Origin of the sequence: Burkholderia sp. AU4i, from assembly GCF_000466765.1 — a bacterium.
Taxonomy (GTDB): domain Bacteria; phylum Pseudomonadota; class Gammaproteobacteria; order Burkholderiales; family Burkholderiaceae; genus Burkholderia; species Burkholderia cepacia.
The window spans coordinates 55,891-67,586 of the sequence record NZ_ASSI01000029.1; the positions used below are offsets into that span (position 1 = coordinate 55,891).

Genomic DNA, 11,696 nt, shown 5'->3' on the forward strand with positions numbered 1-11,696 from the left:
CGATCCGCTCATGATTCCCGCCCCGGACGAGGCAGGCAATACCCCCTCTCGCGCGTCAATGCACGCTGACGTCGCGCAGCACCTCACCATATCCCGCATACAGATTGCGGTCAGGCAGCAACTGCCGCTGCACGAGCTGCCGATGCACGGCCGGCAGGTGATGGAACGGCATCCGCATGAACAGGTGATGCTCGATGTGAAAATGAATCGCGTGCGGGCCGAACAGGAACGTCTGCCACGAACGCCGGGCGATCGTGCGCGCGTTGCGGCTCTGGTCGGCACCTGCCGGCAGCCCCGCGTGCTCGAAGATCGCGCGCACCTGCCCGCCGAGCGGCAGCAACGTGACGGACGGCACGATCCACAACGTGACGTACAGCAGCGGATGTCCGGCCCACGCGAGCGCACCGAACAGCACACCGTTGCCTGCGAGCATCGACACGACCTCCCACGCGGCATACGCGCGCGACTTCCCGACCTTTGGCAACGCATGCGCAAACTCGCCGCGCGCTAGCTTCACGACACTCGTCACGTAGCCGATCCCGCACGCGTATGCGAGCAGGCGGCCGATCAGGCGCCTGCGCGTCACCGGATAGTCGTTCACGCCGAACAGCAGCGCGACGGGATCGTCCGGCTGCATCGGCGCGCGATGGTGCTTCAGATGGCCCGCGCGATACGTACGCAGCGACAGCCACAGCGGGCCGGCCGCGAACAGCTGGCCCAGCGCGTCGTTGACGCGCCGGTTCCGCGCCAGCAACCCGTGCGCGCCTTCGTGCATCATGACCGCGAGTGCCAGCTGGCTGCGCGCGATCACGATCGCGGCCAACGCGTACACGAGCGGATGCGCAAACGCGATCGCAACGGCAAACGCAGCGGCAATCATCAGCCAGTCGCCCGCCAGCGCCGCACCGACACGCGAGGCGCTCACGCGAAACAACGCGGGATCCGGCACGAACCGCGCAAGCTCGGCATTCGGCCCGGCCGGGTGAGCGCGGGTATCCATCAAGCGAGCCTCCTGCGCAGCGAACGCCGCTCGACCCACAGCGCACTGACCATCGCGAGCGCCACGCCTCCCAGTACATCGGCGACCGTATGCTGCTTGAGCGTCAGCGTCGACGTGCAGATCAGCAGGCCGACCGTCACGGTCCCTAGCCGCCGCCGGTCCGCCAGCATCCGGCAGGCCAGACACGTCACCGCGACGTGCAGGCTCGGAAAGCCGTTGGCCGCGAGATCGAGCTGCCACATGCGCGCGAGGCGGTGGCGTACGAACGCGTTGCCGATCTCCGCGACGTCGGGCCTCGGCACGGCTTCCGGAAACAGCAGAAAACACACGACACCGAGCATGAACGCGATCAGCACCGCTTCCCTGAACGCGGCGAACGCGGGCGGCCGGGCATACCCGGCGAGCGCAATCACGAACGGAAAGAAGCCGACATAGACGAACCACGACCACGCGAAGAACGGAATCCGCGCATCGATCGCCGTGGCGAACACATGGCGCGGCGTGACGCCGCGCTCCAGCAGAAAGAAGATCGCGAGGCCGGCTGCCATGCCGAACGTCGCGGCCAGCATCTGCCGGATATCGGGCCGGCGATCGTCACGAAACGACAGCGAATTCATCGTGGCGCCGGCGCCTCGCAGCGCGTATCGGCATCGGCCACCTGCGCACACGGACGCAGCGCCAGGAGGCGCGACGTCCACGCGTCCACGCGCGCACGCGCATGCTCGCGGCCGGCGATCGTTCCTGCCTGCGTACCGGGATCGCACATCAGCTCGGCCGCGGCCTGCCCGACTTCCCATCGGAACGCGACCGCATCGCCGCGCCATGTGACGACGCGGTGCACGAGCTGCAGCTGTGCGGCGCGCGCGGCGTTGCTCGCCTGCTCGGGCTGGTCTGACTGCACGAGCAGGATCGGGCGGCGATACACGCGTGCGATCGACAGCGCAGCCATACCGGGTGCCGACACGATCAGCGGTGCATGAGCAGCCCGCGTCACCCAGTCGGCGTCGACGCCGGTCCAGCCGTCGTGCCCCGCATAGCCCTCGCCCACACGGTGTGCGGCGAGCCCCGCGTCGCGCATGCCAGCCGACAACGCATCGGCGAGCGCGATATCGCGGAAGTGCGGATTCAGATAGACGGCTGCGGCGGCCAGCTCCGAGGCCGGCCGTTCGGCGACGATCGGCACCGGAGTCGGCAGCCGGCAATGCGCGTGGGCCTGCCGGACTTCGTCGGCCGCATCGTATGCAAAATCGTGTTCGATGCAGCACCGCGCCGAATCGATCTGCCAGTCGACGATCCGTGCGAAAGCACGCGCCAGCACACGCGGCAGCCGCGCATCGAAATTCGCGGTCAACGCGCGGCGCAGGCTGCCGCCGTACACGTGAACGACGCGACGCCGCCAGCCCGGCATCGCGCCCATGAACAGCAGCGCCGGATGAAACGAGTCGTTGATCACGAGATCGGCATCGCGGCCGATCGCACGCAGCCGCGCGATGTCGCGCAGCATGCGCGTCGGCCGGAACACGTAATGCGCGACATTACGATCGGTCGCATCGCGCAGCATGTTCTGCCGTTCGTCGAACTGCACCGCGTAGTGACGGGACAGCACGGCTGCGTCGATGTCGAACGCGGCCAGAAACGCCTGCCCCGCATCGGACGTCGTCAGCACGTCGACCTGCGCGCCGGCCGCGCGCAACGCATGCACGACCAGTTGTGCGCGCATCAGGTGGCCGCGCGCGTCGGCCGTCGCGAGATAGACGATCCTCGGCATCATGCGCGCGGACGAAGCGACTGGAGCCAGCCGGCCGCGTACATCGCCAGCGCGCCCGTCACGCCGAAACCGGCTTCGATCGCGCGGATCTCGTCCAGCAACGCGGCGAGCCGCGCAAGCTCGGACGGCGCGACGAGACGGCGCAGCGTGTCCGCGCAGAGCCGGACGTGCCGCGTCTCGTCCGCGAGCACGCGCGAGAGCAGCGGATACAGCGGATGGGCAGCGCCGATCGTCGCGCAGTGGCGCGCGAGCACGCGCATCGCCATCTGCTCCGCACACAGCCCCGTCGCATAGGCCGGCACGAGCACGCCTTGCGCGAAATGCGGCGCATGGCGCTGCGCGAGCCGGCGCCACCGCATGATCTTGCGCCGGCTCAGCCAGTCCGGCTCGTGCGGCGCGGTCGACGGCGCGACGCCGCGTGCGCGCAGCGCTTCGGCGAACGCGGCCGCGTGGCGACGCTCGTCCGCGAGATGCTGCTCGATCCGCGGCGCGAGCCAGTCCGGCGGCTGGCCGGTCCAGTCCTCGTGCAACGCGCACTCGGTCGCTTCCTCGCCGATCAGGTACATGCGCAGCACCCAGCGCTCGCCATGCGTGCTGCGATGAAGCTGCCGGATCGCCGCCCGCTTGATACGATCGACGAGGTACGCACGCACCCGTGCCGTACCGCGCGGCGCGGGCGCATCGAGACAGTCGAAGCGTCCATCGTGCGCCGCCGGCGACGACGCGGGCAGCTCGCCTGCCGCGGTCATGCCGGCACACCGCGTGCGGACGCGGATTTCGTCGCGGATGCCGCGGCGGCGGCCGGATCGCGACGCCATCCGAGGATCAGGCCGATGAAGCTTTCCTGCATGAACGCATGCGCGGACGCGGTCGCCCCCGCGAATGCCTCCTCGCGGCCGTTCACGCGCAGATAACCGTTGCCGTCGCGCGCGCCGAATTCGATCCGGTCGTTCTTGCGGAAACCGCGCTCGCGCACGTCTTTCAGCAGCGCACTGCCGTCGAGACCGAACAGGAACAGCTCGCGCTGCGCGACCCACACCGGAATGTGATTGCTCAGTGCGTCGAAACGGATCGACCACGTGCCCGATGCCAGTGCGCGATCGACGTCCGCATCGTGCGGCGCGCTCGACGTGAAGCTCGCGCGCGCGACCGACTTCGTCAGGCCGCCGACGCCGAGTGCGATCGTGATGTCGTCCGCGGACGGCTGCTTCGGATCGGTCGCGCTCACCTTGACGAGATGCCGCGCGAGCCGCGATGCCAGCGACGGATGCGCGAACAGTGCCAGCGTTTCGTCCGGCGTGAGCACCTCGCGTTCGCCATCGCCCTCCTTCACGCGCACGCGATACGGATCGATCCGCGCATCGGTGAACGTGCCGTGCACGGGCGCATGAACGTACACGTCACGGTCCCATTTCGCGCCGTCGCGACGCAGCAGCACGTGCACGCTCAACGGCACGCGCCGGCCGTCGCGGTCGACGCCCGTGCCCTGAAGCAGCACGTCGCCGAGCACGTCCTTCGTGCGGCGCGTCGCATCGCTCGAGAAGACGATCGCGTGCGCATCGGTATCGATGCTCGCGTGAACGTCGGGCGCATCGAGCGCGACGCGATTGCAGTCGGCGGCGGCCGCGTTCGCGAACGGGCAGCCGCTTTGCGACGCGAAGTGGTAGATCCCGCGCCCCGCGTGATCGACCGGCGCGGCATGGGCGCCGGCGCTGGCGGCAAACAGGGCGATGCAGGCAACACGGGCGGCGAGAGAAGGCATGGTCGTGGTCGGAATGAAGGCAGGGTGCGGCGTGTCGTGACCGCGCGCGATGCGCGGCGCCGGTTCAATGACGGTGATAGGACAGCGCGTCGAGATCGCGCCGGGCCGAAGCGCGCCCGGCGAGACCGAAACCGCGCGCGAGCGCACCGAGCGTATCGACGGCGGACGCCGCGATCGTGACGCCGACGGCCGCGAGATAACGCATGGCGCCGAGCCGCGGCAACTGCTGGCGATCGAGCGCGCGCAGGCTGTAGCCGAGCCGCATCGCCATCACGCAGAACGGGCCGAGCGGGCCGCTGCGTCCGAGCCACTGCCATCCTCGCGGCAGGTACGCGTTCACGAGATACGGCGTCAGCCCGACGCTGTCCTCGCCGCGCATCCAGCGCAGCTTCAGCGATTCGCGATGCGTGTCCGGCAGCCGATGTTCGGTATGCGCGGCCGGCGCGAATTCGACGGCCACACCGGCCGCCTGCATCCGCAGCCCCATCACCTGGCAGTGCGCGCGATAGACGCCGTCGAGCGGCTCGTAGCGAAATTGCGCGAACACGTCGCGCCGGAACGCGACGTTGTTCGCGTAGAAGTTGCGCGTCGCGCCGGCGCGCAGCGGGCTCGGGAAATACATGAAATCGATCGACGTCAGCGCGATGCCGAGCACGTTCGGCGCATAGCTCGTGCGCCCCGCCACCGCGACGGGTGCATCGCCGGCTTCGCGTGCAAACGGCGCGAGCAGGTGCTCGAGCCAGTCGTCGGCCGGCCGGCAATCGGCATCGCCGAAAACGACGATGTCGCAGCGATCCGCGTCGATGCGATCGAACCCGTCGTTCTTCGCATCGTAGTAGCCGGTGCTCGCGCCGATCTCGACGAAGTCGATCGGGCGGCCGGCCAGCGCGACGATCTCCGCGCACGCATCGGCCGGCAGCCCGTCGTGCGTGATGATCCATTGCGCGAGTGCCGTGGGCGGCACGGTCTGCTGCGACAGCGCCGAAACGAGGCGCTTCAGGCTATCGACGGCCTGCGCGAGGCCGGCACCGCCGCGCAGGTTGTTCGTTTCCAGCACGAGCGCGGCCTTCGCCGCCACGGCGTGAGCCGCCGCGCGCGTGCGCGGCGAGGTTTTCGTGATGTCCGGCATCCTGAATGTCTCCATCGTCATGCGCGACGGCATGGATGAAACGAATGGGCGGCGAGCCCGCGCGCATTGGCGGATGCGGGTCGCCCGCGACCGTCGTCGCAAAACGGGCGGCCCGGAAGGCGCCCGCCTCGCGTGTGGTCACTCCTGGACGGACGGCGCCGATTCGGCGTCGGTATAGCGCGGCTTCGCGTTCTGCAGGTCGCGCGTGTTCTTCTGCACGGCCACCGAGCCGAACAGCGCGAGCACGAACGACATCGCGTAGAAGCCTTTCTCGCTCAGTTGCAGCGTCGCATTGAAGAGGCCGACGATCAGCAGCGCGATCGACAGCAGCAGCGCGATCCAGCTGAGGCCGTAGTAGATGCCGGTGACGGGAATGCCTTCCGCGCGATCGCGCACGCTCTTCTGCAGCGAGATCGCCGCGTAGAGGCCGAACACCAGCACGGTGAAGTAGTAACCCTTCTCGTTGAGCTGCATGCCGGCGTTCCAGAGACCGATCAGGAATGCTGCGAAACCGGCGAGCAGCGCGGCCCACGACGCGGCCACGAACGCGAACGACGGTTGCTGGATGGTGGTCTGGTTCATTGCTTTGCCCTCTCTTTCTTCTTGTTCGAAATCGTTTTCGTTGAACTGCGTTTCGCGCATGGTAGCAGCTTTGGCACGCGGCAAGACGGCTTGCTTGCAGTCTTACGATTCGCGCTGCGCGCGTCGCCAGCGCCCCGGCGTCGTGCCGAGCACCGCGCGAAACGCCTTGCCGAACGCGGCTTCCGACTGGTAACCGACCGCCTGCCCGATCTCCGCCTGCCCGCGCTGCGTGTCCTGCAGCAGCGCGCACGCATGCATCATCCGGATCTGTGCGACGAACGCGCCGACGCTCATTCCGGCCCGCGCGCGGAAATGCCGGGCGTACGTCGCACGCGACATCGCGGATGTGTCGCCGAGCGACTCGACCGTCCACGGCTTCTCCGGTGCCTGCAGGACGGCCTGTACCGACGGGCCGAGCCGCGCATCGGCGGCGAGCGCGAGCCAGCCGGACGGCACGCGCGCGCCACGGCCGTACGCGCGCAACGCATACGCGAGCAGTGCCTGGCCGAGCGCGTTCACGATCGCGCCGGCGCCCGGCTGCCCATTCGACGCCTCGGTACGCAGCACGCTCGTCAGCAGTTGCAGCGGTGCGAACCCCGATGCCTCGCGCAGCCCGACATGCAGCACGTGCGGCAGTGTGCGCATCAGCAGTTCGCCTGCGCCGCGCGCATAGACGAACCGTCCGCACAGCAGGTCCACGCTCGCGCCGCCCGGTTCGGTCGAATCGAGATTCGACTTGACCGGCAGCACCGCGCCGCCGCCGGCGCCGTGTTCGCGCAGCGCCGCAACCGGCCGCGACCGGCCCGCGCCGGCGTCGAGCAGCTCGTGCGCGCCGCCCGCGGGCAGCAGCACGAAATCGCCGTCGGCGAGCTGCAGCGTGCGCCCTTCCGCGGTATGCAGCCGGCACGTTCCGGCCAGCACCAGGTGAAACGCCGCCTCGCCCGGCGGCAGCGGGTCGTGCGGCATCGCGAACGGCCCGCCGAGCAGGCAGCGCACGTCGAGCTCGACATGGCTGCGGCCCAGCGACAGCAGTTGACTCAGGGCATCCATGAGACGATTGCGCTAAAAATTGACACTCTAGCGTATCGAAACCCTCAGCGCGAACGATCAGAATAAGCCTGCATCGCCCGAGATCGCGGCGCCCGCCGCCCTCCTCACCTCTTCTCGAAAAGGACGCATCATGCTGAACTGGAACGAATACCGGAAGGAACTCTCGACGCGTATCGGCGACATCGCCAAGCTGTCGCCGGACACGCTGGCCGGCTACAAGGCGCTATCCGGCGCCGGCGCGAAGACCGGCCATCTCGACGCAAAGACGCGCGAGCTGATCGCGCTAGCGGTGGCGGTCACGACACGCTGCGACGGTTGTATCGCCGTGCACACGGCCGAAGCGGCCAAGCATGGCGCGACGAAGGAGGAAGTAGCGGAAGCGCTCGGCGTCGCGATTGCGCTGAACGCGGGTGCGGCGCTCGTCTATTCGGCGCGCGTGATGGACGCGCTGGGCGACTGAACCTGACGGCCGCGGCGCTGCCGTCGCGTGGCGGCGCCCGGCTGCATGGTTTCATGGCTGCATGTCTGCCCGGTTGCGCGCCGCGCACCCGGGCAACTGACGTATGACGATTGGCCAGCGTACCTGCCCGAATGGCTGGCCGGGCGCGCGCGGGCAAGGATGCGCTGCGAAGTCGGCTACCATGCGCGAACGATCCATCGTGAAGGAGCGCTCCATGTGCCGCTGGCTCGCCTATACGGGTAATCCGATCCATCTGGAGACCGTGCTGTTCCGCGCGAAGCATTCGCTGATCGACCAGAGCCTGCATTCGGAGCTGGGGGCGACGACCACCAACGGCGACGGCTTCGGCATCGGCTGGTACGGGCGCCCCGACGAACTGCCGTTCCGCTACCGCTCCGTGCATCCCGCGTGGAACGACCGCAACCTGCGCGAAGCCGCACGCGCGATCCGCTCGCGGATGTTCATCGCGCATATCCGCGCGGCCACCGACACGCCGGTGCAGGAAACCAACTGCCACCCGTTCCGCCACGGCCGCTGGCTGTTCGCGCACAACGGGCTGATCCGCGACTTCCACAAGCTGCGCCGCGACCTGACGATGAAGGTCGATCCCGCGCTGTTCCCGACGCTCGAAGGCTCGACCGACTCCGAACTGATGTTCCGCCTCGCGCTGACCTACGGCCTCGAGCAGATGCCGCTGCCCGCGCTCGAGCGGATGGTCGGCATGGTCGAGGAAACGGCCGCGCGCCACCGCGTGGACGAACCGCTCAACATGACGATCTGCGCAACCGACGGCGAGCGGATCATCGCGGTGCGTTACTCGAGCGAACGGCAGTCGCGTTCGCTGTTCCACAGCACGTCGTTCAAGCACCTCCATGAGCTGTATCCGCACAACCCGCGCATCGCCGAAGCCGGAGACGACGCATTCATGGTCGTGTCCGAGCCACTCGTCGACCTGCGCGGCGCGTGGGAGGAAGTGCCGGAGAGCACGGCGATCGTCGCGCAGGGTGCCGATGTGCAGCAGCGGCCGTTCGCGCCGCGGCGGAAGTAGCGGGCGGCACCATTGAAGGCTTCGTAAGGGGATGCCAAACGTATGTGGAAGAACGAATACACCCGGAAAATAACGGATTACAAACATACCGGCGCGTTACAATTGTCAACGGAAGTCGACGAGACTCCGAACAAAGTAACTGTGCGATCGTCCGTACCTCTAATCGGAAATGACCCAAGATTCCAAGAATTGGCCACCCGTCAGGCCGACGGACTGCGAACCGGCACGACCTCGTGTGAAACAGAATCGAGCCTTCGTGGTGTGGCTGACCGGGATCTCCGGTGCCGGCAAATCGACACTGGCGAACCTGCTGAAGGAACAGCTCGATGCACGCGGACTTCGCACCTATCTGCTGGATGCCGACCGCTTGCGCGAGGGGCTGAACCGTGATCTAGGGTTCAGCGATGCCGATCGCCATGAAAATATCCGGAGAACTGCCGAAGTGGCCAGGCTGCTGGTGGATGCCGAATTCATTGTCATCGCCGCATTGATCTCGCCATTTCAGGCAGCGCGTGACAAAGCCCGCGCGCGCTTTGACGAAGGCACGTTCGTCGAAGTCTTTGTCGATGCTGCATTGGAGGTCGCCGAGGCGCGCGACCCGAAGGGGTTGTATGCGTTGGCCCGGCAAGGAGCCATTCGCCAGTTCACCGGTATCGATTCCGCGTACGAGCGACCGCACTCCCCCGACGTACACGTCAAGACGGCCGAGGCAGGTCCGTTGGAGTGCGTGGACGCGATCATCCGGAAACTGCCGCTGAGCGACTGACATCATCGGAGTCAGCCGCCGTCCCTCGGTCTTCGGCGCGCTGCTCGAACGAATGACGATCGTGTCCGCGCGTCGTGCCGATGTTCAGCAGCGGCCGTTCAGTCCACGGCGCAAATCACGTCAGCCGCGACGATCAAACCGCATCCGGACCGAATCAAGTCCGGCGGGCAGCCGGCGCGAACGGGCGCGCGGCCGCGGCATTGCGGTGAACCCGAGCCGTTCGTACAGCGCGCGGGCCCTCGCGTTGCGGGTCAGCACGTCGAGGACGACATCGCGGCTGCCGTCGGCCGGCAATGCCCCCGTGTCCAGCGCGTCACGGAACAACGCGCTGAAGATCCCCGTGCCGCGCTGTCGCTCGTCGGTTGCGCAATGCGCGACGAGAATCTGCGAACGCTTCGGCGCCGGAATTTCCGTTTCGAGAATCAGCCCGCGCAACAGCTGCCCGATCGTGCGGCGCACGCCGAAGAAGCGCGCCAGCGCCCACACGACATGCACGTCGTCGAACATCGTCCGTTGCCCGTCGTGAATCGCCATCACGGCGAGCACGCTGCCGTCGTCAGCGACCGCGACGCGATGCCGGCGCCACGAGAAGCGCCCATGACGCGACCGGAATGCCTGCTGCAGGAAAGCGATGCAGCGCGCATCGCTTTCGCCGAGAAAAAACCCGAATTCCGCCACGCCGGACGCAAACACGAGCGGCCCGCACGACGCCGCGTCATTCGCCTCGGCCGCACGAAACCGCACGCGCTCGCCGGCACGCGGAGCCGCTTGCGCGAACGCACCGGCCAGCGTCATCCGCTGCGCCCCGCGAGTCGCGACAACACGGCAACCGTCCGGCTGATCTGTTCCGGCTCGTGCGTCGAGCAGATGAAGAAGCGCAGGCGCGCAGCCTTTTCCTCGACGGCCGGATAGAAGATCGGCTGCACGTTGATCCCTTCGTCGAACATCGCATTGGCCCATTGCGCGGCCTTCAGCGAGCTCCCCGTGATCACCGGCACGACCGCGAACCCGGCACTCGTGCCGGTATTCAGACCGGCGGCACGCGCTTCGTTCAGGAACTGCCGCCCGCGCGCCTGCAGTCGCGCGACGCGCTCCGGCTCGGCCTGCAGGCGCTCGAGCGCGGCCAGCGACGCTTCGGCGAGCGTCGGCGCCAGCCCGACGCTGTACAGGAAACCCGGCGCCAGATGGCGCAGCATGTCGACGAGCGGCTGGCAGCCGGCGATGAAGCCGCCGCAGCCGGCCAGCGTCTTGCTCATCGTGCCCATCCACATGTCAACCTGGTCGGGCGCGACGCCGCAATGCTCGCGGATGCCCTTGCCGGTCGCGCCGAGCACGCCGAGCGAATGCGCCTCGTCGACCAGCAGGAATGCACCGTGGCGCGTTTTCACGTCGACGAAGCGCTGCAGGTCGGGGAAATCGCCGTCCATGCTGTACAGCCCTTCGATCGCGATCAGCACGTGCCGGTATTCGCGGCGTACGCGCGCGAGCAGTTCGTCGAGCGCCTGCCAGTCGTTGTGCGCGAAGCTCAGCCGCTTCGCGCCGCTCAGCTGTGCGCCCTGCACGATGCTGTTGTGCGCGAGCGTATCGTGGACGATCAGGTCGCCCGGGCCGAACAGGGCGCCGATCACGGTCACGTTCGTCGCGTGGCCGCTCACGAACGCGACGCAGTCGTCGGTCTCGTAGAACGTGGCCAACGCGCGTTCGAGATCGCGCTGCACCGGGCGTTCGCCCGCGACCATCCGGCTCGCCGATGCCGACGTGCCGTACCGGTCGATCGCGGCTTTCGCGCGCGCGGACACGTCCGGATCGCCAGCCAGGCCGAGGTAGTTGTAGTTCGCGAAGTTCAGGTATTCGCGTCCGCCGATCTGCGTCGTCGCACCGGCGACGCCGTCGTGCACGCGGAAAAACGGCGAGTCGACGCGCAGCTTCTCGCCCATCTCGCGCATGATCCTGACCTGCTGATACTGCGGCATCGATTCGAAGCGGCTGCGCGCCGATGCGGTCTGCGCTGCCTGCGTGCCGGGCACGCCCGGTGCCGCGGCAGCATCCGTCGCGCGCTCCAGCTGCCGTTTCAGCGCTTTCGCCGCCAGTTGCTGGCGAAGATGCTCTCCCAGTGCCATTGCTTCCTTCG

General features: G+C 68.1%; 13 protein-coding genes. 3 read left to right on the plus strand and 10 right to left on the minus strand.

Annotated elements, in window-relative coordinates:
* Positions 1-55 precede the first annotated feature (55 nt).
* The 8 genes from L810_RS04500 to L810_RS04535 form a co-directional block, all read right to left on the minus strand.
* Positions 56-1,000 carry a fatty acid desaturase family protein gene (locus L810_RS04500; protein WP_021157177.1) on the minus strand — a complete coding sequence of 315 codons (945 nt, stop codon included), beginning with the start codon at positions 998-1,000 and terminating at the stop codon, positions 56-58.
* Positions 1,000-1,617 carry a phosphatase PAP2 family protein gene (locus L810_RS04505; protein WP_021157178.1) on the minus strand — a complete coding sequence of 206 codons (618 nt, stop codon included), beginning with the start codon at positions 1,615-1,617 and terminating at the stop codon, positions 1,000-1,002. Before L810_RS04505 ends, L810_RS04500 begins: the two co-directional genes overlap by 1 nt.
* Entirely contained in the window at positions 1,614-2,771 is a 1,158-nt protein-coding gene (locus tag L810_RS04510; protein WP_021157179.1) for a hypothetical protein, read from the minus strand. Before L810_RS04510 ends, L810_RS04505 begins: the two co-directional genes overlap by 4 nt.
* Positions 2,768-3,517, minus strand: a complete 750-nt coding sequence (locus L810_RS04515; protein WP_021157180.1) for a hypothetical protein — start codon at positions 3,515-3,517, stop codon at positions 2,768-2,770. Before L810_RS04515 ends, L810_RS04510 begins: the two co-directional genes overlap by 4 nt.
* Positions 3,514-4,530 carry a hypothetical protein gene (locus tag L810_RS04520; RefSeq protein WP_021157181.1) on the minus strand — a complete coding sequence of 339 codons (1,017 nt, stop codon included), beginning with the start codon at positions 4,528-4,530 and terminating at the stop codon, positions 3,514-3,516. The genes L810_RS04515 and L810_RS04520 overlap by 4 nt, the downstream gene beginning before the upstream one ends.
* 64 nt (positions 4,531-4,594) lie before the next feature.
* The gene (locus L810_RS04525; RefSeq protein WP_021157182.1) at positions 4,595-5,659 is read right to left on the minus strand and encodes a glycosyltransferase; all 1,065 of its coding nucleotides are present in this window, start codon (positions 5,657-5,659) and stop codon (positions 4,595-4,597) included.
* A gap of 138 nt (positions 5,660-5,797) precedes the next feature.
* Positions 5,798-6,241 carry an inner membrane protein YiaA gene (gene yiaA / locus L810_RS04530; protein ID WP_027788274.1) on the minus strand — a complete coding sequence of 148 codons (444 nt, stop codon included), beginning with the start codon at positions 6,239-6,241 and terminating at the stop codon, positions 5,798-5,800.
* 102 nt (positions 6,242-6,343) lie between these two features.
* Positions 6,344-7,291 carry a cupin domain-containing protein gene (locus L810_RS04535; RefSeq protein ID WP_021157184.1) on the minus strand — a complete coding sequence of 316 codons (948 nt, stop codon included), beginning with the start codon at positions 7,289-7,291 and terminating at the stop codon, positions 6,344-6,346.
* A 130-nt stretch (positions 7,292-7,421) separates the two neighbouring features.
* Between L810_RS04535 and L810_RS04540 the strand changes: the two genes are divergently transcribed.
* From L810_RS04540 to cysC, 3 genes are all read left to right on the plus strand, one after another.
* Positions 7,422-7,751 (plus strand): carboxymuconolactone decarboxylase family protein, encoded by a 330-nt coding sequence (locus tag L810_RS04540; RefSeq protein ID WP_006484989.1) that lies wholly within the window; start codon positions 7,422-7,424, stop codon positions 7,749-7,751.
* 214 nt (positions 7,752-7,965) lie between these two features.
* Positions 7,966-8,799: a class II glutamine amidotransferase gene (locus L810_RS04545; RefSeq protein WP_021157185.1), complete on the plus strand. Its 834-nt coding sequence runs from the start codon at positions 7,966-7,968 to the stop codon at positions 8,797-8,799.
* Positions 8,800-9,034: 235 nt separating this feature from the next.
* The gene (gene cysC / locus L810_RS04550; protein ID WP_042973178.1) at positions 9,035-9,565 is read left to right on the plus strand and encodes an adenylyl-sulfate kinase; all 531 of its coding nucleotides are present in this window, start codon (positions 9,035-9,037) and stop codon (positions 9,563-9,565) included.
* A 120-nt stretch (positions 9,566-9,685) separates the two neighbouring features.
* Here the strand turns inward: cysC and L810_RS04555 are convergent, their stop codons facing one another.
* Together L810_RS04555 and L810_RS04560 are read right to left on the minus strand one after the other, a co-directional pair.
* Positions 9,686-10,360: a GNAT family N-acetyltransferase gene (locus L810_RS04555; RefSeq protein WP_021157187.1), complete on the minus strand. Its 675-nt coding sequence runs from the start codon at positions 10,358-10,360 to the stop codon at positions 9,686-9,688.
* Positions 10,357-11,685: an aminotransferase class I/II-fold pyridoxal phosphate-dependent enzyme gene (locus L810_RS04560; RefSeq protein WP_021157188.1), complete on the minus strand. Its 1,329-nt coding sequence runs from the start codon at positions 11,683-11,685 to the stop codon at positions 10,357-10,359. The genes L810_RS04555 and L810_RS04560 overlap by 4 nt, the downstream gene beginning before the upstream one ends.
* Positions 11,686-11,696: the final 11 nt, after the last annotated feature.